Annotated in this window: 17 protein-coding genes; 7 read left to right on the forward strand and 10 right to left on the reverse strand. The window is 52.5% G+C overall.

What is annotated here, in order from left to right; genetic code table 11:
• Positions 1–153: 153 nt before the first annotated feature.
• From hemB to ACXYMU_RS16205, 6 genes are all read right to left on the reverse strand, one after another.
• Positions 154–1,125 (reverse strand): porphobilinogen synthase, encoded by a 972-nt coding sequence (hemB, locus tag ACXYMU_RS16180; RefSeq protein ID WP_458987457.1) that lies wholly within the window; start codon positions 1,123–1,125, stop codon positions 154–156.
• Positions 1,126–1,296: 171 nt separating this feature from the next.
• Positions 1,297–3,312 (reverse strand): T9SS type A sorting domain-containing protein, encoded by a 2,016-nt coding sequence (locus ACXYMU_RS16185; RefSeq protein ID WP_458987458.1) that lies wholly within the window; start codon positions 3,310–3,312, stop codon positions 1,297–1,299.
• Between the two features lie 351 nt (positions 3,313–3,663).
• Positions 3,664–5,523 (reverse strand): M56 family metallopeptidase, encoded by a 1,860-nt coding sequence (locus tag ACXYMU_RS16190; protein ID WP_458987459.1) that lies wholly within the window; start codon positions 5,521–5,523, stop codon positions 3,664–3,666.
• Positions 5,520–5,909 (reverse strand): BlaI/MecI/CopY family transcriptional regulator, encoded by a 390-nt coding sequence (locus tag ACXYMU_RS16195; RefSeq protein WP_458987460.1) that lies wholly within the window; start codon positions 5,907–5,909, stop codon positions 5,520–5,522. Before ACXYMU_RS16195 ends, ACXYMU_RS16190 begins: the two co-directional genes overlap by 4 nt.
• A 181-nt stretch (positions 5,910–6,090) precedes the next feature.
• Positions 6,091–7,170, reverse strand: coding sequence for a site-2 protease family protein (locus ACXYMU_RS16200; protein WP_458987461.1), 1,080 nt, complete (start codon positions 7,168–7,170; stop codon positions 6,091–6,093).
• An 82-nt stretch (positions 7,171–7,252) separates the two neighbouring features.
• The gene (locus tag ACXYMU_RS16205; protein ID WP_458987462.1) at positions 7,253–8,155 is read right to left on the reverse strand and encodes an alpha/beta fold hydrolase; all 903 of its coding nucleotides are present in this window, start codon (positions 8,153–8,155) and stop codon (positions 7,253–7,255) included.
• Between the two features lie 112 nt (positions 8,156–8,267).
• On the opposite strand from ACXYMU_RS16205, the gene arfB reads away from it, so the two are divergent.
• Positions 8,268–8,678: an alternative ribosome rescue aminoacyl-tRNA hydrolase ArfB gene (arfB, locus tag ACXYMU_RS16210; protein WP_458987463.1), complete on the forward strand. Its 411-nt coding sequence runs from the start codon at positions 8,268–8,270 to the stop codon at positions 8,676–8,678.
• An 88-nt stretch (positions 8,679–8,766) separates the two neighbouring features.
• Here arfB and ACXYMU_RS16215 read toward each other — a convergent pair whose 3' ends face one another.
• Positions 8,767–10,710, reverse strand: coding sequence for a S9 family peptidase (locus tag ACXYMU_RS16215; RefSeq protein WP_458987464.1), 1,944 nt, complete (start codon positions 10,708–10,710; stop codon positions 8,767–8,769).
• 180 nt (positions 10,711–10,890) lie between these two features.
• Between ACXYMU_RS16215 and ACXYMU_RS16220 the strand changes: the two genes are divergently transcribed.
• Positions 10,891–11,448 (forward strand): hypothetical protein, encoded by a 558-nt coding sequence (locus ACXYMU_RS16220; RefSeq protein WP_458987465.1) that lies wholly within the window; start codon positions 10,891–10,893, stop codon positions 11,446–11,448.
• A gap of 616 nt (positions 11,449–12,064) precedes the next feature.
• Here ACXYMU_RS16220 and ACXYMU_RS16225 read toward each other — a convergent pair.
• Positions 12,065–12,229, reverse strand: coding sequence for a hypothetical protein (locus ACXYMU_RS16225; RefSeq protein ID WP_458987466.1), 165 nt, complete (start codon positions 12,227–12,229; stop codon positions 12,065–12,067).
• 279 nt (positions 12,230–12,508) lie between these two features.
• On the opposite strand from ACXYMU_RS16225, the gene ACXYMU_RS16230 reads away from it, so the two are divergent.
• Entirely contained in the window at positions 12,509–13,375 is an 867-nt protein-coding gene (locus ACXYMU_RS16230; RefSeq protein WP_458987467.1) for a sterol desaturase family protein, read from the forward strand.
• 94 nt (positions 13,376–13,469) lie between these two features.
• Positions 13,470–14,336 carry a cyanophycinase gene (locus ACXYMU_RS16235; RefSeq protein ID WP_458987468.1) on the forward strand — a complete coding sequence of 289 codons (867 nt, stop codon included), beginning with the start codon at positions 13,470–13,472 and terminating at the stop codon, positions 14,334–14,336.
• A 27-nt stretch (positions 14,337–14,363) separates the two neighbouring features.
• Here the strand turns inward: ACXYMU_RS16235 and ACXYMU_RS16240 are convergent, their stop codons facing one another.
• The gene (locus ACXYMU_RS16240) at positions 14,364–15,266 is read right to left on the reverse strand and encodes an NAD(P)/FAD-dependent oxidoreductase (protein WP_458987469.1); all 903 of its coding nucleotides are present in this window, start codon (positions 15,264–15,266) and stop codon (positions 14,364–14,366) included.
• A 215-nt stretch (positions 15,267–15,481) separates the two neighbouring features.
• On the opposite strand from ACXYMU_RS16240, the gene ACXYMU_RS16245 reads away from it, so the two are divergent.
• Positions 15,482–16,720, forward strand: a complete 1,239-nt coding sequence (locus ACXYMU_RS16245) for an OmpP1/FadL family transporter (RefSeq protein ID WP_458987470.1) — start codon at positions 15,482–15,484, stop codon at positions 16,718–16,720.
• A gap of 14 nt (positions 16,721–16,734) precedes the next feature.
• Positions 16,735–18,180, forward strand: coding sequence for an SGNH/GDSL hydrolase family protein (locus ACXYMU_RS16250; protein ID WP_458987471.1), 1,446 nt, complete (start codon positions 16,735–16,737; stop codon positions 18,178–18,180).
• Between the two features lie 199 nt (positions 18,181–18,379).
• Here ACXYMU_RS16250 and polA read toward each other — a convergent pair whose 3' ends face one another.
• Positions 18,380–21,226 (reverse strand): DNA polymerase I, encoded by a 2,847-nt coding sequence (gene polA / locus ACXYMU_RS16255; RefSeq protein ID WP_458987472.1) that lies wholly within the window; start codon positions 21,224–21,226, stop codon positions 18,380–18,382.
• Positions 21,227–21,535: 309 nt separating this feature from the next.
• On the opposite strand from polA, the gene ACXYMU_RS16260 reads away from it, so the two are divergent.
• A complete protein-coding gene (locus ACXYMU_RS16260) occupies positions 21,536–21,892 on the forward strand; it encodes a hypothetical protein (RefSeq protein WP_458987473.1) in 357 nt (118 codons plus the stop codon).
• Positions 21,893–22,149: the final 257 nt, after the last annotated feature.

Genomic DNA, 22,149 nt, shown 5'->3' on the forward strand with positions numbered 1-22,149 from the left:
ACATACGGTTTTCTGTCAAAATCAACAGATAACCGGACTACCGAATATACTATATATTGGCGATTCAATATGTCTTGTTCAGCACCGTCGTTCAAAACAAGAAGAGCACATCAGTAGCGGCTGATGTGCTCTTAAAAAACGCTTGTCAGATAATTACTTCTGCAAATACTCCGCGTATTGCTTCGCGAAATAAGTCAGGATGATGTCGGCACCAGCCCGCTTGATGCTGGTCAGGATCTCCAGCATAGCCTTCTCACCGTCTATCCAGCCGTTTTGCGCGGCGGCCTTTACCATGGCATATTCCCCACTGATGTTGTAGGCCGCGATGGGCAGGTGAGAGTTGTCGCGCAGCAGTTTAATAACGTCGAGGTAGGAGAGGGCGGGCTTCACCATCAGGTAATCGGCTCCCTCGGCAGTGTCCAGTTCAGCCTCAATCAGCGCCTCTCGGCTGTTAGCGTAATTCATCTGGTAGGTCTTTTTGTCGCCGGCCTTTGGAGCCGAGCCCAGTGCGTCGCGGAACGGGCCGTAAAAAGAGCTTGCGTATTTAGCGGTATACGCCATAATCGCCACCTTCTGGAAGCCATTCTCATCCAGCACCTTTCGGATGTACCCAATACGGCCATCCATCATGTCGGAGGGGGCTACAATGTCTGCCCCGGCCTGCGCCTGCGTCAGGGCCATCTTGCCCAGCACTTCCAGGGTTTCGTCGTTCAGTATCTCACCATTCTCCACAATGCCGTCGTGCCCGTCGGAGCTGTAGGGGTCCATGGCCACATCGGTTACGAGGGCCACTTCCGGAAACTGCTTTTTTATCGCACGGATTGCGCGGGGGTATAAACCGTCCGGGTTATAGCTCTCCTTGGCGTACTTGTCTTTTATTTCTTCGCGGATGCTCGGGAAAGGGGCGAATACCCGGATACCGAGGGCCACACAGGCGCGGATTTCCTCCAGCAGCATGTCGAGGGAGTAACGGTAGATGCCGGGCATCGAAGATATTTCTACCTTCTGTTGCTCGCCTTCTATCAGGAAAAGCGGGAATATCAGGTCCTGAAGCCCGAGCGTGGTTTCCTGTACCATGTCCCGGATGGCCCCTGTCTGGCGGTTGCGTCTTGGTCTTCTGATCATAGTATCAATAGTTTACAGAAACGTGTTCAATTTATACTGCCGCAAAGGTACAGGTTAATTGCTTATGGCCGAAGTTTAAGGGTTGGGTGCCATACGTTGCCCATACTCCCATACGTGGCAGAGGCAGGGCCGCTTGCTGCAACCCTGCCTCTGCCAATCCTAAAGTTCTCCTTAGCGCTTCAGGATCTTCACCTGGCCACTTTTGCTTCTTTCCTGCCACTTCAGGATATACATCCCTGCGGCAAGCTCACTCACATCCAGCGACAAAGGCAGGTTAATGTCTCGGAACGTAAACTTATAGTCCTTGATTAGCCTGCCGGCAGCATCGTAAAGTTGGGCTTCGAGGGTGGTGGTGGCTTCTACCAGGTAGAGCAGCTGCACCTTATCATCCTCGTCGTTTATCGGGTTAGGGTATACTCTAAGCGCCCGCAAGGAGGCCGGGTTGATAACGCGCACCCTTGGCGAGAAGCTGTTTGAGTTGTTGTTGTACACCACACGGAGGCGGTAATAGGCAATGTCCGGGATGGGGGCATTATCCACAAAGGTATAGTCCTGAAAACCGCTGCTTGCCCCTTTGGAAGGTACCCGGCCAACATCCTCCCAGTCGGTGCCATTTGCACTGCGCTGCACCACAAACTCGGCCACGCTGCTTTCCCGCTGGGTTGTCCAGTCCACTACCACGGCATTCAGCCCCTGGTAAATGGCTTTGAGGGTATATATTTCCGGCGAGAGGTTGCATTGGCCCTCTTCACTGACGACCATAGGCGGTTCCTGGCAGATGTTTGCCCCGGTGCTGTTGGCGATCACCACGTTGCCGCCCTGAATGTCGGCTGAGCTCAGGTCGCGCACCAGAATCTCAAACTCAATGGCATAATGCATCACGGCCCTTGACAGGATAACGTGGCTCAGCTGGTGGGCATGGCCTAACTCGTGAAGCATTACGGTCTCAAAGTCGAACTGCCGGGTAACGGGCGGCGCAGGGCCATACTGCCACGAGATGTTGCTATTGATCTCCATGTCGAACTCAGTTACCCAAAACAACGTGTCCTGGCCGTTGCTGCAGCCCTCGTACCGGCTGATGGTACGGGCCAGCACGCCCTGCCCGGTAGTGGAGGCAGGCGCAAACCGGATCACGTTCACACCGTCTTCTGCGGCGGCCTCAATGGTGGTAGGCTTGCCCATTTGCCAGTTCACGCCCGATACGCAAATCCAGGTGTTCATGGCGCGCCGGAAGCCTTCCTGCGCAGGCTGCTTGTTCTGCATGCTTGGGGCAAACTGTATAGTATAACCGCCTGCTCCGTCGCGGTTGGTTAGTATAGGCCGAAAAGGCTTGTTGTCGAACCCAATGTTGGAGTACGCAAACTCAATGGTGATGGGCGTGAGGCTGGTAAAGACCTCGTTGCTGTTATTAACCACCTTGATAACGCCCGAGCCGGGTGTGCCGCCGTCCTCGGAAGTAGAGGGTATAAACAGCTCGATTTTCCGGTCTGTCCATGAGATGTACTCGGAGCGCAGTGGCCGCACAAAGGTCTGGCCGCCATCATCAGCATTGCGGAACTCCACAGCGCCATTGCCACGGGTGTTGCCGAATCCGAGGCCGTTGATAGTAAGCACTACGCCTGTGCCGGCACTGGCCACAGTCGGGGAAAAAGAGGTGATCACGGGGGCCTGCACATCGGCTTGCGCCCGCTGGGTGGCGGATATTTTCTCGGTTAACTCCGGGTTGCTGCGCAGCGTCCGGAACTGCTGCCCGGTTTGTTCGGTGATGCGCTGGTAAAGGTCCTGTGTGCGCTCATAGCGGTCAAACACGCCAATGGCTTTTCCCTCGGGGAGGTGATACCGCACAAAGCCCTGCTGGCTGCCATAGGCCATGGTGCTGGTATACTGGTTGCCGGGCGTGCGCTGCAGCCCCTGCTGCTTTGCCAAAAAGAACATGCCCTGCTGCCCGGGCCGCAACTGCAACGCCGTCGAGAATACGTGCTTTTTCATGCCGATGGCGCCGCCTTCCGTAATTAGCTCCAGCTTTTGGGTTTCTGTGCCTCCCTTAAAGGATTTATACACCTCAATGATGTTAGAGGTGTAAATGTTTTCGTGGCGGGCGTCCCAGAAAGACTGCTGCGAGATGACCTTGCCCTCTACCACAATGCCAGCAGCCTGCACACGCTCCGCCAACGAGAGAGGGGTCATGTGGGGGGGGGCTTCAGCAAAGGCACGAGGTGCAGCAACTAGTAATGCAAAAAGCAAGAGCAGAAATGGCAAGCGTAGCCCGGCTACGCAAGGGGTGTAGAGTTTATTCATAGAGGCGGCGATTGATCAAAAGCGGGTATAAATGATATGTTTGGTTATATAACGAAAAATTGAACGTTCTATTCTTACGGATATTAACCCTGTCAGGGATATATAGTTTTCTGTGCGTGTCAAAAACCGAAGATAGGTGTAAATTATAAAAAGCCCGCCAAATTTCTAGTTGGCGGGCTCCTATAGGTATGGTAAAATTTAAACTGGCTTTCACGCAGCAATGCCAGCGTGCCAGGTAGTTTATTGAGGCTCTTTCTGCATTAGTTTCTTATACTTCTCAGCCATTTCCTTCGACTGTTTCTTGTCGTTCACATAAAATTCGTCGTTTTTGAATTGTATTTGCAGGTTCTTGTCAGATTCCTTTATGATTCCGTCTTTTACCATTTCGGCTCTTACCCGCTGAAACTGCGCCTCGTGGCGGCGCTCCGTCTCTTTCGCGTGCGCTGCCATTTGCTTTTCATGTGCCGCCATTTCTTGCTGGTGCTGTTTTCCATGTAGCGTCTCCTGGCGGCGAATTTCCTTTTCGCGCTTCTGCATCCCTTCTTCAAAAGCTTTTATCTCTATCTCATAGCGCTCCATCTGCTGCTGCAAGGCGGGCGGCATGGGCGGTAGGGGAGGCGCTATGCCAGGGGCAGGGGGCATAGGCGGTGCCGGAGGTGGGGGCGGAGGCAAAAGCAGGCTATCGCCATCAGCTATTTCGATCTCATAATGGTATACCTCCTCCCTTCCACTGTGCTGGCGTGAAGAAGCGGCTTCGTCCCGGGCTCTATCCATCAGGATAACCACTTCTTTCTTGGATGCACGGGAAGCGTTCTCCACAGCTTGCAGGCGCTGCCGGACCAGGTCTTCGTACGCCTCCTGATGCTTTTTAGGAATGCGCTTGCCATCCACATACAGCTCCTTCAGTTTGCCCTTTTTATTCTGGATGATCACCACATCGTGGGGGTTTCCCAGTGAGTCCTGGGCGGTATAGGCCACGGAGGCGGGCAATGGAGAAGTAATGTTTTGATGTATAGCCTGTGCCGTGTCTTGCTGCAGTTGGGGTTTAAGCGCGGCCACCGCGCCAAACGACAGTGCCAGGAACCCTATCACCAGCACGATCGCGGCGGCGATACCCTCGCCTGCCGTTGTCTTCTGTGCAGGTGCTCCCACCAGGCGCTTGATGCGGTTCAGTAACGTTCCCTGCTTTCCCGGAAAGGCAACCACTAAAGACGGAGCAGCCGGCAGGCGCATCTCCGCGAGTTGGGCCAGGGTACGGGCATAGGTCAGCGTGTCGCCGCAAAGGGCAATGGCCATGTCATCGCAGCAGTTCTCGCGCTCAGCCCGCATCACCCCCGATACCCACCACATGGCCGGGTGATAGAAGAACAGCGTGTCGATAGCAGTTTGCAGCAAGTTCACTAAGTAATCCTTGCGCAGGATATGGGCCAGTTCATGGGCCAGCACCGCCTCTACCTGCTCTGGCCGAAGGCCCGTAACAGCACCGATGGGAAGCAGAATAACAGGCTTCGCGATGCCAATGGCCATGGGCACCTGCACCAGTGCCGACTCCATTAGCCGAACAGTTGTCTGCAAGCCCATGCCTTGGGCCAATTTCGCCAGCTTTTGTTGCCAGTGGTCACCTAGCGGAACAGCCTTTTCGTGCCGCAGGCGTTGGGCATAGGCAAACCCGCCGGTCAGCCGGATGGCCATCAGCAGCATGCCCAGCAGCCAGCAGGCCACCAGCAGCGGCAGGTGCTGCTCTACGTAGGCCTGCGCCGCCTCAAGCGGGGCTAGCCAACTAGCCTGGCTGACTATAGCTTGTTGCCAGTTTTGGGTATGGGCAGCGGCGGAAGGCAGTTCAGCAACGGACAACACAGCCTGTGAAGCTACGTTTGCCGTGCCAAGGTAATAGGTGAAAGTGCCGGCAGCCAGCAGCAACTGTGCCAGCAAGGCGGCCCCTGCTGCCCGGTAACGCGACTGGGCACTAGCGCGGCGCAGCGCTACCAATGTCAGGCTTAGCAGCAGCGCTACCAGTGCGCCTTGCCAAAGCGAGTGCAGCAACGTCCAGCCGAGGGCTTGCGTGAGGTTTGCGGGGAGTAATTCTGTGATCAGGGTCATTTTGTGCCTCCTTCCAGTTTATCTAATAAATTTCGTATTTCATCCAGCTCTTCTTTAGACGAGGCGCTGTTGCCAAGCGCCTGCATCACCAGTTTGCTAGCCGACCCCCGGAAGGCGGCCTGCACAAAACGGTTTAACAGTTGGCGTTGGGTATGCTCCTCTTCTAACAAGGGGCGGTAAATGTGTGAACGGCTGCTTTTGTCGGCATCCAGCATACCCTTTTCCGACATGATCTGCATCAGCTTCAGGGTAGTGGTATAGCCCACGTCTTTAGTCTTGGCCAGCTCTTCGTGTACCAGCCGTACCGTACTGGGGCCTTGCTGCCAGAGTATCTGCAGGATCTCTAATTCAGACTCTGTGGGTTTTTGAGGTTGTTCTGTAGCCATAATCGTGGGGATGAGGTTGTTTCTCTGGGTATACCAGCAATATATACGAATTGTTTCGTAAGTAGAAATAAAAGTACGATTATTTTCGTATGATGATTTGCAGTTACTACCATACAGGGATTGGCACTTGCAGTGCTTACAAAGAAGACAGGGTATTGTAAACGCTGTGCAGCAGGCGGGTTTATTGCGTCAGCGCAGATTTGATCATGATAAACTCATTGATATTGTCGGTGTTGATTACCCCGGCCAAGCGCCCGTTTTCAAGGACAGGGTAGAGCGGCACTTTGGTTTTCTGCAGCTCGGTATAGGCTTCGGAGAGTTTATCCTGCACGTTGAAGGTCCGCACCTCTGTGTCCATGATTTTGGATACGGTCGTTTGCATCAGTTCCTCTTTCACCGCCTGGATCAGTTGCGCCCGCGTAAGCGTACCCACCACCTGGCCATTTTCCTCCACTACAAACTCATGCTCCGAGCCCTGCAGCAGCTTGTTGAGCGCATCCCGTACGGTCTCGGTGGGAGACAGGGAGACGTAATTCGTCATCATACCCTCTCGCACACTGTGCCCGCGCAGAAAATCGAGGTGCTGCACAATGAGATTCTCGGAATAGGCCCCGAAAAACACGAACGCCCCAATCAGGATAAGAAAGGGGTTATAAAACAGGCCGATAAACACAAAGCCTATCGCTAAAATCTGCCCCAGGTTAGAGGCAATCTGGGTAGCCCGCACTCTGCCCAGCTTAAAAGCCAGCAACGCCCGCAATACCCGGCCCCCATCCATCGGGAAAGCAGGTATGGCATTAAACACCACCAGCATAATATTCACTGCCATGAGCAGGTATAGAAAGTTGTTGGGGGAGATATGGGCAAAGAAGGTCTCGTCGGGTATGGCTTGCAGGCCGGGCAGCACCAGCCACAGTATAAACGCGATCACAACGTTTACAGCGGGTCCGGCAACGGCAATGTATAACTCCTGCTTCGGGTCTTCGGGCAGCTTCTCGAGACTGGCCACCCCACCAATGGGCAGCAGGGTAATCATTTTAGTATCGATGCCATAGCGCTGGGCGGTGAGGGCGTGCCCCAGCTCGTGCAGTACTACGCACACAAACACGGCCAGCACAAAACCAATGGACAGCAGGATGGTTCCGGTGCTGTTGCCGCGTTGTGCTTCGGTGATGGCTACCCAGGCCAGTAGTAATACAAAGCTCCAGTGAACCAATATTTTAATGCCGGCTACCCTGCCCAGCTTCAGCGACCATTTCATTTGTCTATCGTTTTTGTTTTCTAACGCAGCCACGCAGGCAGGGTTAAGCCGCCGCAGGGTGGCGCGGCGGCTCAGAGCTAAGTTACTCTAATGTAGCCACGAAGCTTCGGACATGCTTCCGGAACTGCTCGGGCTGCTCCTGGTAAGGGCAGTGGCCTGTGTCCATGCGGCGGTACGTGGCGTTCGGAAACTTAAACAGTTTGTAATGCTTCGGGCCAACGGAGTAGTCGTGCTTACCGGCAAAGACCAATACCGGCGCTTTGATGCTGGCCGTTTTGAGGGTGAAGTCCTGCTCATACTCCCGGTGGTTCCAGACGTTAGCCCCAAACCCCCAGTTCAGGGTTGTGTCCATCACCGTGTTCATGGCATCAAACATGCTTTTGTCAGGATACATCATTTTATACATTAGGCCTTGCTCATTCAGCTTTTGCACTACTTTGTTAAGGGCCTGGCCAATGGGTGCGCCTGGCTGCCGTAACTCGGAGGCAGGTATGTTCAGGAAACGGGAGCCCTCCTGCACGTAGCTCTCCAAACTCTTATTCAAGTCCAGGGTGCTGTTCACGTAAATCAAGCCCTGTACCTGTTGGGGGTATACATAGGCGTATTCTGTGGCAATGGTGCCACCAAACGAGTGGGGCATCAGTAGCCATTTTTCATAGGCCAGGTGTTGGCGCAATTCCTCAAAATCCTGCAGCATGCGGTTAAGGGAGTAGTCGTTGTTTTGAGGGCTAGAGGAACGGCCGCAACCGCGCTGGTCTACATAAATCATTTGCATGTCCTGCTCCACCACATCGCCTCCGAGGGCATAGAAATACTTCGTCCAGGAACCGGGGCCACCATGCACAAACAGGCAGGGCTTGCCTTCGCCGGCCACGCGCACGTATAGCTGCACGCTGTCGGAGGTGGTAAAGTAAAAGCTTTTGGCTTGGGCCAGCAGCCCGAGTGGTAAAAGCAGAAAGAGTAGAATTGGTAATGCTTTTTTCATGAGTTCTAGTATATGTTTTCTTATCAGATCCTCCCAAAGACTTTTTAAAAATCTAAAAGACGCATGGCAGAGGAAATTTTTCGCAAATTTATAACTCGAAAAATAATTCAGGATGGCAAAATTAGAGGACAGGGGGTTTGAGCAGGAGTTGCAGTTCCAGATGTCGCGGAGTGGCGGGGCTGGCGGCCAGAACGTGAACAAGGTAAACACTAAAGTGGAGCTACGGTTTCATGTGCAAAGCTCAGCCTTGCTAACAGAGGAGGAGAAGGCACTGGTAGAAGAAAAGCTGGGCAATCGCATCAATAATGAGGGATTTTTGCAGCTGGTGAGCCAGACCGAGCGCAGCCAGCTCAAGAACAAGGAAATCAGCATCGAGCGCTTTTATGCGCTGCTACGAGGGGCGCTCACCAGGCAAAAAAAGCGTACCGCCACCAGGCCCACCCGCGCCAGCAAGCGCCGTAGACTGGAGGGTAAGAAAAAGCAGTCCGAGAAAAAAGCCAGCAGGGGGTATAAAGGCGAATAATACTCCTCTTTTTTATACCTCCTGCTGGCTTGAATATTATTCCTGCCAGTATACCCTATACAGTAAGTGCGGGCAGTATACCTAGCCTTTACTTACTGCTTGCTCCTACAGGCTTGTTATTCCCGGCTTTCAGGTGCGTATCCAGGAAGGAGAGGATGGCACCGTAGCCTTTCAGCTCATTCTCCTTCTTTACAAAACCGTGGCCCTCATCCTCAAACACCACATACTCCACGGGTACATTGTTATTCTTCACGGCAGCCACAATTTCATCCGACTCTACCTTTAGCACACGCGGGTCGTTGGCGCCCTGCAGCACCATGAGCGGCTTATTAATCTGGTTGGCAAAAAAGAGCGGCGACTTGTTGTATAGCGCTAGCGAGTCTGTTTCGGGGTTGCCCAATTCCTTGTACAGGCCCTCTCTCATAGCCTCCCAATAAGACGGGATGCTGCGCAGTGTGCGTAGCCAGTTGGAAACGCCAAAAATATCCACGCCAACGGCAAACTCCTCCGGGGCAAAGGCCAGGCCGGCCAATACCATATAGCCGCCATAGCTGCCGCCTATAATCCCGATCTTATCCTGCTGAATGTAGCCTGTGCCAGCCAAAAAGCCCTTTGCCTTTATCACATCTTTCAAGTCGGCGTCGCCGTGCTTCAGGTCGTCGGCGGCGAAGAAGGTTTTGCCATAGCCCGAACTGCCGCGGTTGTTCACGGCAAGGATGGCGTAGCCGTGGTTCACGAGGTACTGCATGAGTGCGCTGTAGTTGCGCCTTGTTTGCCCACCCGGGCCACCGTGAATCCAAAGCAGGGCAGGCACCTTGTTCTCTGTGGTGGCCGTCTTCGGTTTCATCAGCAGGGCGGGTATCTCCATGCCGTCAAACGACTTGTACCGGACGACCTCCATATCCACCATATCGTTCGGGTTGATCTCCGGGTTCATGGTATGAGTAAGCTGGGTCGTTTTGCCGCTGCCAAAGTCGTGCACAAAGAGGTTTCGGGACGATTTCAGGCTGTTCAAGTAGAAGCTCATTTTTTGCTCATCGTTCGAGAATACCACATTCGTTATGTCGCCGGAAGGTAACTGGGGCAGTTGAACCTCCTTTCCGGTAGCGGCGTCAAATAACTTCACCTCGGTGCGGGCGTCGTTGTTAATGGCTGATATCCGGTATTTGCCTTTGGGGGAGAACGTGGTATACATGATGTCCCAGTCGGCTCTTTCCACATCCACTATGTTAGCACTTGCCAGGTCATAGCTTTTGAGCTGCTTAAACTCAGCCCCTTCATCCGTCAGGAAGTAAAGGTGTTTGTTGTCAGGGGTAAAGGTTTGCGGGGAATAACTAATGTCCTGAGTATGGTTGGTGAGTTTCTTCAGCTGTTTGGTCTGCGTGTTGTACAGGTACAAGTCGCTGCTGTTGGTGTTAATGGACTTCGACAAGCCAATGTGTTTCTTGTCTCTGGAGATGGCTGCCACGTTCAGGCCCTGCTCGTTTTTCATGACCAGCTTGGGCGCTAGTGTTTGCAGGTCCATTTCATACAGGTCGAAGTATTTCGGGTCGCGCTTGTTCGAGATAAAGAAGAAGCTGTTCTGGTCGTGGCTCCAGTCTACAAACATGGCTTTGGCACCCTGCTCCGGCGTCAGGTCTTTGGTGGTGCCGTCGGGTTGGCGCACGAAAAGGTGCGTGATTTCATCGCCCCCTTTATCACTGGAATACAAAACACGCTCATCTTTCGGGAAATAAGATATGATAAACACCGAGTTGTCCGTTGAGTTGGTGAGTTGGTGTGGCTCGCCCCCGGAAACCGGCACCTCAAAAGCATTGTATATGCCTGTTTGGTTACTGGAATACAGTATCTTTGAATTATCCGGCGAGAACCCGTTTCCTCCGATAGCGGTCGTGTTCAGAAATTGCTCGATGGTGTAAGTGGCAGCTACCGGCTCTGTTGTGAGGTTGTCGGCGGCGGGCTTGTGCTGGCACCCGGACAGGAGCGTGGCGAAGACCAAAACGGCCATCGCCCAAACAGTGTTCTTTTGCATAGTTATATTTTTAGAGTTGTGAGAGAGTTAGGTTAAGGTATTGAAATTCAGGTTAAAATAAAGTAAGTGAAATTTAAAATACAATAAAATTCATCCTGCTCCGGCCTGCTACTTTATATACAGTTTGTATAGATAAAGGCTGGCATAAGCTTGGTGTAGTCAGGAACATCACCCTTCGATATGATCAAGAAAGTACTATTTACAATTGCGCTGCTTTGCGGCGTGTGCATGGCCGGTATGGCCCAGAAATACAGAACCGCCGCCGGTGTCCGAATAGAGAGCGACCGCTTTGGCGTAACCGTGCAGCAGAAACTGCACGAACAGGGCACCATAGAAGGCATTGCCACGGTCGGGTCGCGGGACTACAGCTTAACGGGGCTGTACGAATGGCACTTCCCGCTGTTAGGCAAGCGCTTCAATTATTACCTGGGCGCAGGTGCGCACATCGGTAACCTGAAGGATAGTGGGGCTTTTACCGGTGGCGATGTGATACTTGGGGTAGAGTATAAGGTAAACGGGCTCCCTTTTCTGCTCTCTGCCGACGTTAAACCGGCCTTCCATATTAACCACGAAGACTGGATCCAGCTTTCCTCAGGCATCTCGGTGCGCTATGTGCTTATAAAGGAAAAGAAGGAGAAAAAACGACTGTGGCCTTTCGGTAAGCAGAATGACAGCAAGAAAAAGAAAGGTGATAACAAGCCCGGCATCTTCGACATCTTCAAGAACCAGGACGATTAAAGGCCACACGGCCAGAAAAAATATAAGCCCGGTTGGGGCCGGGCTTAATTAAAAGAAGAGCTTGTGTTAGGCTGCAGTGCTTGGCTATGGGCTTAAGTTAGTTTTCATAGGCTGCCTTGGCGGGGACCTTAGCAGCTAAGCTTTATAGACAGGTGAACTGCCGCAAAACAGGTTTTAGTTGGTTTTTATTTAGGGTGTTGCTCTTCTTTGTCTTTATCTGAAGTTGCCGCTATGTAGCAGTAATTTTTGCGTTTCCAGCAATTGAAAAAGATAACGGTTTAATTAAAAACACTTTACTATCCAAAAGCAAAGGCAAATCTATAAAAGTGCCTGTTGCCAAAAAAGGTCATTTAAAAATAAAATGTAACATGCGTTTAGGCGCTATAAAAACATATGTTTTATTTTAACGCATTGTTTATTAGATATTTGATAATTTTATTTTTGCTTAAAATGGTGTCAAATGAAACATATTATTTATTTAATATATAGCTTCTCCAGTAAAAACATCTAAAAAAAACAAACACCCTCAAGCGTTGTGCCTGAGGGCGTATGAGTGGGGTGGTGTGCTGAAAGTATGACTGACTTGGGTATAAAGCTTGGCTAAGTACCGTGAAACTTAAATTTGCCCCGCTACAATTTCTACCTCTGGCAGAAGGTTCGGGTATACCTGCAAACTCTTCATCTCGTTTCTTTCAGCAATCTCTTTCAGGTCATCAGCAGATTTCTTCACGCTGGCCCCAATGCCAAAGCTAAATGCGAATAAAAGGATTATGATTTTCATGGCCGTAAAATTTAAGTTGTTGAATTGTTAACTGTTACGATTTAAAAGATGGCACCAAATGAAAGAAGGTTGCTTCTGCGATGGAAAAAAATAAAAAGGTGCGTGTAGCGTACTGTGTAGGGGTAAGGGTGTGATAGTTAGTTGTTTATATACGTACTGGATTTAATTTGGTAGATGGTTCAAGTCTGTTGTCTGTAAGCCTGTCGATTGCGCATAGAAAGGTTGAAGCAGCCCTGGCAAACCGAAACCAAATAGCCGCGCATATGGTAGCTAAGGGGTATGAAAATCATCTTCCCAAAATTCGATTTGGTGGGTATGCCCCTGTTGGGTGTACTGGCCTCTGCTTTGTTTGTCATCGAGGCAAAGCGGCAACTCCGAAAGCGCACCCGGCCTAAAGTAGAACGCCTGATCGAGAATGGAGGGGTTGCGGCGGCGGCCTTGCCTGCCCTACGGCTGTTGTTGGTGCCGGTGTCTTACGCCGCCGCTAAAAGGGCCAGCCAGCATCGGTTTGGCATCACGCACTGGCTCGGGCTTCCGAAGTGGGCACGGTATGCAGCCAGCTTTCTGCTGCTGGACTACGCTAATTACCTATGGCATGTGTTGCTGCATAAATCCGATTTGCTATGGCGCTTTCACAATGTGCACCACATCGATCTGGACTTGGATCTTTCCACCGCCTGGCGCTTTCACATTGGCGAAAACATCGCCTCAGTACCCTACCGTAGCGCTGTAGTAGCCTTAATTGGGGCGCCTGCATCGCTGGTCCTTTTTTATGAAGTGATCTTTGAGGGCTGCACGGCTTTCCACCATTCCAATACACGGCTCCCTTTTAAGGTAGAGCGGCGCCTGTGCCGTATCCTGGTTACACCTCGCATGCATGGTATCCATCACTCCATTGTAGCCCGCGAGACAAATAGCAATTACGCTGTTATCTTCTCGTGGTGGGATCGCCTGCATCGCTCCCTGCGCCTGAATGTGCCCCAGCAGGAAATAACCGTTGGCGTGCCATCTTACCGCGATCCCAAAGAACAAACCGTCATGCACCTATTCCGGATGCCTTTTGAGCAGCAGCGGCCCTGGCAGTTGCCAGATGGCACCGTGCCGGAGCGGGTTACGACGCTGCCTGTTGATATGATGCTGCCGTAAGTTGCTGTATAACAGTCTAGAACGCCCCAAGGCGCTGGCCTGGCCTTGAATTGCCTTCAACTTAGTGGCTTGCTATTGAGTATAAGGTGTTACTTTGATTGTTAACGTATTTATGGAGCAGGTAAAAGGAAAACTGATTGCACTTGGTGGAGGAGATGACGATGGCTTAATCAAATTAATACGCTCTAATATCTGCGAGAAGACCTCACGCGTGGAGGTGATTGCCACAGCCACGCCAGAGCCTGCCAATGCCGTGGAATCGGGGCAGGCCTATAAAGAGGCGTTTGAAGAAGTTGGCTGCCACCAGGTTAGCTTCATGCACATCGATGAGGTACACCTCGCCGACACTGAGGATCATTTGGAGCGCATAAAGCGCGCAGACGTGATCTTTTTTACCGGCGGAGACCAGGTGCGCCTGGCTAGTTTCCTGAACGGAACGGAGTTGCTTGCCCTGATGCGGCATCGCTACCGGACCGAGGATATTATCATTGCAGGCACAAGTGCAGGAGCTGCTATCATGTCGGACAGGATGATCTATAACGGTTACGGGCATTACTCCCTGATCAAGGGCGAAATGAAAACCACTGAAGGCTGTTCCTTTATCAAGCGTATTTACATCGACACGCACTTTGCGGAGCGGGGCCGCTTTGGCCGCCTGGCGCATGCCGTTGCCCACGACCCCGAGTATGTAGGCATTGGCCTAAGTGAGGAAACCGGTATAGTCATTAAGGCGGGAGACCAGGTAGAGATATTCGGGCCAGGCGTGGTTACAGTGATTGATGGCAGCCAGATCCGCTTTTCGAATACCCGGGCGGTAGAGGAGCAAGAGCCTATTGCCGTCGAGAACCTGAAGATGCACCTTTTGGTAAACGGCTACCGCTACTGCCTGCGCGAGCACCTTTTTCAGCCGATACCGCAAAAAGAAGAACGCGCCATTCCCCAAGAGGTCCCTGGAGAATAGCGCGGCACCTTACCTTTCCTGCAGGCTTTACACAGCTACTTTCCTGTCTTCTTTCTGTAGGTCCATGTTAATGGCCACACCCGCTTTGGCCCCCTCGGCGGCAGCCACAATCACCATTTGCATGTCGCGGGCAGCATCGCCGGCCACATAAAGCCCCGGTATATTTGACTGCTGCAGGCGCCGGGTCTTGATCACCCCTTTACTGGTGAACTCACAGCCCAGCATCTCGCCTAGCACGGATTGCTGTTTGGTGCCTTCCCCAAAAAACATCGCCTGCTGTGCCGTCTTCTCGCCACCCTGCAGCACGATGTGTGCTAACTGGCCATCCTGCCCCTCTAGTTTTAGAATTTTCCGCTTCTCCACTTTCACCTCGTTCAGTTCCAGCAACTCCAGGTCGTCTCGGCGCAATTCGTCGGTGCCATCTGTGTAGAGAGTCACGTCTTCGCTCCAGTTTTTCATGGCCAGTGCTTGCCCAATGCCGTTGCGGTCTTTGCCATACACGGCGATGGCTTTGTCGCGACTTTCCCAACCGTCGCAGTAAGGGCAGTGGTGGATGCTTTTGCCGTACAAATCCTCAAACCCATCCAGCTCAAGCCAGTTGTCTTTCAGGCCGGTGGCCAGTAGCAGCTTGCGCGAGTGGTATACGTTGCCGGCAGCGTCGTTCACCACGTACTGGCTTTTGCTGTAGGTAGCAGAATCGATTTCTATATCCTTGATCTCCACGCTGTACTTGGCCAGCTCTGCCCGTCCTTTTTTTATAAAATCGCGGGGGTCCATGCCATCGCTGGTCAGGAAGCCGTTCATGTTGTTCGACCAGCGGTTGCGCGGCTTGCCTCCGTCAAACACAATCACTTTTCTCCGGGAGCGGCCCAGTATCATGGCAGCATTCAGGCCAGCGGGTCCGCCGCCAATCACAATCACGTCATACATAATTTATTGTCCTATTTCCGAGCACTTGTAAACGTATAGAGCCGGAATAAGGTGGCCTGCTAGCAGTGATTTAGTTACATTTTAGGGATTTAAAAGATTGGGTCATTTTTTTTCGACTCAAACATGAAATTATTTGAAAAACTAGCTTGCGCATCCATGGAGTTATAATATATTTGTTTATACAGACAGACATTTACATTAAAAGAGCAGCTTATATGAAACGCAAGATTTTAGCCTTATTAGGAGGTACACTACTCTCTGCTACGGCCATGGCAGGCGGATACCAGGTAAACCTGGCAAGCCAGCGCCAAACTGGTATGGGCCATACAGGCACGGGCTTACAAACCGGTACGTCCAGCATTTTCTTTAACCCGGGCGCCATGAGTTTTATGCGCGAGAACGGCGTAACAGTGGGTGCCAACCTGATCAACTCCCGGATCGCCTACCGTGCCCCGGAGCCATCCAATACCACCGCGCTGGCCGACAACGACTTCGGTACGCCTTTTCAGTTGTATGGTGTGTTTGGCGTTACAGAGAAATTGAAGCTGGGCCTCGGCGTTTATACCCCTTTTGGTAGTGGTGTGCGCTGGGGGAATGAGTGGAGCGGCCGCTATGGCCTTGCTGAGATCGACTTGAAGGCCATCTACTTCCAGCCAACGGCCAGCTACCAGATTTCTGACAAATTAGGTATAGGCGTAGGCTTTGTGATTGCCTCAGGCGGCGTAGACCTGAAGCGGGTATTACCGGTGCAAAACCAGAACGGAATGGAAGGCAGCATTCAGTTAGACGGCGGTGCCGAAACAGCCTATGGGTATAACGTAGGCGTTTTTTACCAGCCGATCGAGCAGCTTTCTTTGGGCCTGAGCTACCGCTCGCAGGTGGACATCAAGGTAAACGAAGGCGACGTTACCTTCAGCAACATTCCTGCTGCCGCGAAAGCGAGTTTCCCCGACGGTACTACCTTCAATGCGGAACTTCCAATGCCCTCTACCTTGTCTTTTGGGGTAGGGTATCAACCAACGGACCGTTTGACACTGGCCGTAGATGTTAGCCGTGTGCAGTGGAGCGCTTACGAGAAGCTGCGCTTCGATTTTAGCCAGCCGGTGGCCGGTAACGCATCGTCGGAGAGCAGAAGAGATTACGAAGATGCGATGATTTACCGTATTGGCGGTGAGTACAAGGTTAACGGGGATCTGGCTGTACGTGCTGGTGCCTACTATGACCAAACACCTGTGCAGGACGGCTACTTAACACCCGAGACACCAGACGCTGATTCGCGCGGGTTGTCTGTTGGCCTAGGCTATAATGTGTCTGACCTGATCAGCCTGGATGCCTCTTTCTTATACATCAACAAAGCCGAGCGCACCGACACTGCCGATAAATCAAATAGCATTGGTGGCACTTATAAGTCAATCGCTTATATCCCTGGCTTAGCGGTTAATTTCAAATTCTAATTTCCCTCACGATCATGAAAAACATATTCTATAAATACAGCCTGCTGGCCCTTTCTGCCGGTATGCTGCTTACCAGCTGCGACCCGGAGATTGACGCACCGGCATCTACCGCCGGCGAGGCAGACTTCTCCTCATACCTGGCCGTTGGAAACTCGCTGAGTGCGGGTTACTCGGATGGCGGCCTATACCTGGAAGGACAAGTGGCCTCTCCTCCTGCGCTGCTGGCAAAGCAGTTTGAAGCCGTAGGCGGAGGTGAATTTAAGCAACCGCTTTTCACTGAAGCACAAAAGAACGGTTCAGGTTACCTGAAACTGACGGGCTTCACTGCCCAGGGCTCTCCAATTACGCAGAACGTAACAACGGAACTGGCCATAAGGGGCGTTAACGAGAAAGGCGCGCCGCTGTATACCAAGTTCACGGATAATATCAACAACCTGGCTATTCCTGGTATCAGAACGGCGGATGTTAAGACGCAGGGCTATGGTAGCACACAGGGGAATGCCTTTTTTGAGCGCCTAACCAATAATCCGGGCCAGACATACCTGCAGTATGTGCAGGCACAGGCGCAGGCTGCCGACTATACATTCTTTAGTATTTGGATGGCCGAGAATGATGTGCTGGGCTACGCTACTTCCGGCGGTGCTTTTTCCGGGGGTATGCTTAATGCAGATATCCGCACGATTACGCCGCTAGCTAAGTTTGACGAAAACTACAGCGCTCTGGTAAGCATGCTGGCTACAGAAGGCAAAGAGGGTATTTTGGTTACCATACCAGATGTTACAGCGATTCCGTTCTTCACCGCAGTAGGTCCGTCAGTGAAAGGTGCCTTAACGAGTGCCGGTGCGCCGGGTTTTGTAGCGCTTACAGGTTCTGGCAGTACGCGTGTTCAGGTGGCAACAGCCCAGATAAACGCCCCTCAAAACGGTGTTTATTTCACCCTGACTTCTTCAAGCTATATCCCATTGCTTGGTCAGAAAACAGGCAAGTATTGGAGAGACCTGGCCGCGCAGGTGAGCCCAAGCAAAGACCCGTTGGTGGTTAGAGGCACGTTGGCAGCGATATTGGCAAACTACCAGATCGATACGACGGCGATGTTCGGCTTTACTGCCGGCAACCCGATCCCGAGTGCCCTGTTACTTGATGTGGCTGAGCAAACTACGGTGAAGTCTGCCATTACTTCTTTCAACGACATCATCAGGGCGCAAGCCACTGCCAGAGGCCTTGCCCTGTGGGATGCGAACGCTTACTTCAACAATATCCAGACGGGTTTTGGAAAGAATGGCGTGGCTTATTCTCCGGCCTACATTACGGGTAACCTGTTCTCGCTGGACGGTGTGCACCTGACGCCAAGAGGCTATGCTGTGGCCACCAACGAGATGATCATGGCCATCAACGCCAAGTACAACTCGAATGTGCCTTTGCTGGACGAAACCCAGTACCGCGCCGTGTTGCTGCCTTAACAACCAGCAGGTATAAATAGCAAAGAGCACCTCCCGCAAGAGAGGTGCTCTTTTTGTTTGTGAACTAGGGCTTGCCGGATGTATGGATAAGCAGGAAGTTTTTTTGATTTACTTGCTACCCTCTGGCTTAAAGATACCCCGTTAGTGATTAAGGCATAGACCGATCCTGTTCATCCCTATATCCTGTATACCCTGATCGTTAATGTGCCTCGAGCCAGTTCTCGCCCACGCCCAGCCCGACTTCCATCGGCACGCTTAGCGGGAGGGCATTGGTCATCAGTTCCACGATCTTAGGCGTTACGATCTCCACTTCCTCTTTCGGCACATCGAATAAAAGTTCGTCATGCACCTGCAGGATCATACGCGTCTGCAGTTTCTCCTGCTTCAGGTAATCCTGTATGTGGATCATCGCGATCTTGATGATGTCGGCGGCGGTGCCCTGTATCGGGGCGTTGATGGCGTTGCGCTCGGCAAAGGCACGGATGGTCTGGTTGCGCGAGTTGATGTCGCGGAGATAGCGGCGGCGGCCCAGCAGCGTTTCGGCATACTCCAGGTCGCGGGCTTTCTCAATGGTGGTGTCCATATACTCCTTCACGGCCGGGAACTCCTGGAAATACGCCTCAATGATATCGGCGGCCTCGCGGCGCGGCACCCCCAGGCGCTCTGCCAAACCGAAGGCCGAGATGCCGTAGATAATTCCGAAGTTCACCATCTTGGCTTTGCGACGCATCTCGCTGTCCACCTGCTCCAGCGGTACGTGGAACACCTTGCTGGCCGTGGACGCGTGAATGTCGATGCCGTTCTTAAAGGCCTCTTTCATGGTTGGGTCATCGCTGAAGTCGGCCATGATGCGCAGCTCGATCTGGGAGTAGTCGGCTGAGATGATGAGGTGCTTGTTGTTGCGGGGCACAAAGGCCTTGCGTATCTCGCGGCCGCGCTCCGTCCGGACAGGTATGTTCTGCAGGTTCGGGTTGGTGGAGCTCAGGCGGCCGGTAGCGGTCACGGCCTGGTTAAAGGAGGTATGCACGCGGCCATCCAGCTCGCATACCAGCAAGGGCAGCGCATCCACGTAGGTAGACTTCAGCTTGGAGAGTTCGCGGTGCTCCAGTATCAGGCGCACGATCTCGTGTTCGCCCGCCATCTTCGAGAGTATCTCCTCGCCGGTGGCATACTGGCCGGTCTTTGTTTTCTTGATCTTGGATTTGCCGTGCAGTTCCAGTTTGTCGAACAGAATTTCGCCCAGCTGCTTCGGGGAGCCGATGTTAAACTGCTCGCCTGCAATCTCAAAAATGCGCTTCTCCAGAGTGGCGATCTCGGCTTCAAGTTGGAGCGATATGTCAGCCAAAGCATCCGAGTCGATGCTGATGCCTTCCTTCTCGATGTCGGCGATCACCTGCACCAGCGGCGTTTCCACATCATGGAACAGCTTTGTCAGGCCCTGCTCTTGCAGTAGCGGCTCGAAGTAGTGCTTTAATTGCAGCGTTACGTCGGCATCCTCGCAGGCATAGTCCTTCACGTCCTCCGGCTCCAGGTCGGCCATCGTTTTCTGGTTCTTGCCCTTCGGCCCGATCAGGTCGGTGATGGGCACCGGCGAGTAGTTGAGGTATGTCTCGGCCAGCACATCCATGTTATGGCGCATTTCCGGCTCGAGCAGGTAGTGCGCCAGCATTGTGTCAAAAATCGGCCCCTGGACCTCCACATCGTAGTTCTTCATCACCAGGATGTCGTATTTGATGTTCTGGCCGATCATGGCGATGGTAGGGTTCTCGAGCACGGGCTTAAACTCAGCTACAATGCGCTTCGACTCCTCCTGGTTATCAGGCGGCACAGGCACGTAATACGCCTCGCCGGGGCGGTAGCAGAACGACATCCCCACCAAACGAGCCGTGATGGCATCGATGCTGGTGGTTTCGGTGTCAAACGATATCTCATCCTGCTTCAGCAGGTACTTCACCAGGCTTTGGCGCAGCTCCGGTGTGTTGATGAGGTGATAATTCGTGACGGTCGTGTTGAGGGTTTTGAGTGTTGCCGGAACCTCTTCTTCTGCAATAACGGTATCAACTGCTGCTTCCGAAGGGGCGCCAAACAGCGAGGTCTGGCTTTGGCCGGAGGCTTTACGGCCACGCGAGGGCTTGGCAGCAGGCGTGGTGATGGCGGATGCCAGCGTTTGCCCCAGCACGCGTTGCGCCAGTTGCCGGAACTCCAGCTCGGCAAACAGCTCCGTGATCTGCTCTTCATTCGGGCCGTCGTAATGCAGCGCCTCTGCGCTGAAGGGCAGGGGCACGTCGCAATGGATGGTGGCCAGCTCCTTCGACATCATACCCTGGTCGGCGAAGTTCACCACGTTCTCTTTCTGCTTTCCTTTCAGCTGGTCGGCATTGGCAATGAGGTTCTCCACAGAGCCAAAGCGCTGGATCAGGGTTTTAGCCGTTTTCTCGCCGATGCCCGGTATGCCCGGTATGTTATCCACGGCATCGCCCTGCAGACCAAGGATGTCGATCACCTGCTCCACGCGCTCGATCTCCCACTTGTCCAACACTTTCTGCACGTCCCATACCTCCACGGCATTGCCCAGAAAAGCGGGCTTGTACAGGAACACATGCTCGGTTACCAACTGGCAGTAGTCCTTGTCAGGCGTCATCATGTACACATCGAATTCTTCCTTCTCGGCGCGGCAGGCCATGGTGCCGATAATATCATCGGCCTCATACCCATCCAGGATAAGGACCGGGATGTTAAAGGCTTCTACAATCTTCTTGCAGTAGGGTATGGCGATGGAGATGTCCTCCGGCATGGCCTGTCGGTTTGCCTTGTAAGCGGCAAAGTTGTCGTGGCGGAAGGTTTTGGCCGCCGAGTCGAAGGCAACGCCGATATGGGTGGGCTTTTCCTTCTGCAGCACCTCTACCAGCGTGTTTGTGAAGCCAAGGGCGGCTCCGGTGTTCATGCCTTTGGAGTTGATGCGCGGGTTTTTGCTAAACGCAAAATGCGCACGGTATATCAAGGCCATGGCATCTAGCAGGAAGAGTTTTTTACGTGGTTCGCTCATGGTATAAAGGTAATTAATTTTAGGTTACGGGCGCCAGCAAGCCTGTGGCGTCTTATTGTATGAGTGGCAGCCCGAAAGGTTGCCCCTGGCAGGGAAAGAGTGGGGTTGCTTACTGGCACAATGTAGAAAGCAATTCTACAACTTGTGGATTTCTTCTACAGTTTAGGATTTTTGTTCGTTTTTGACTTATACCTGCCGATGTTGCTAAATGGCTATAGGCTAATTGATTGGAGGTTATTTGCTTTTTTGGCACAGTTATCTCTAAATGTCTACACATCATAAATGTTATTTAAACCTGAATAGAGGGTAATGAACAAAGCGACTGTTGTAGCGACGACCATTATGGCACTGGCATTAATGTCAATAGATTCTGATGCCCAGATCAATAGATCGCCTTCATCACAGCTACCCCTGTCAGAGGAGCAACCCGCAGAAAAGCGGCAGATTTCTAAAAAGAAGCTGCCGGAACCTATCAAGCAGGCACTCAAAAGCGAGGTGCTGGCCATGTGGGACATCAGCGAAGTATACAAAGTAACACCTGCATCTGGCAAGCTTACCTATGAGGTTTATTTCAAAAATGAAGATAACATGCGGGGGATTGCCCGTTTCGACGAAGATGGAAACACTTTGACAGAGGCAACGCAGGAGCTAACAAGTACTAACTAAACACAACCAAACTAAACTAATCATGAAAATCTACCAGATCTTAGCTTTAGCGACCATCCATGTGATGGAGCAGGCAAAACGAGCCGGCCCTTTAATGTTTGCTGTAGCCTGATACTACAGGCCGCTGGCAGCCAGGTTTGCCGGCAGCAGCGCGTTAAAGCTTCGTTTATAAGTTATTCTGAAGAAGTTTCTGTTGGCGCGGAGACTTCCTCAAAGGGAAAGCTTCCGTTGGCGCGGAGGCTTTTTCTGTTTATATC

The sequence above is a fragment of the Pontibacter sp. CAU 1760 genome, assembly GCF_054482735.1.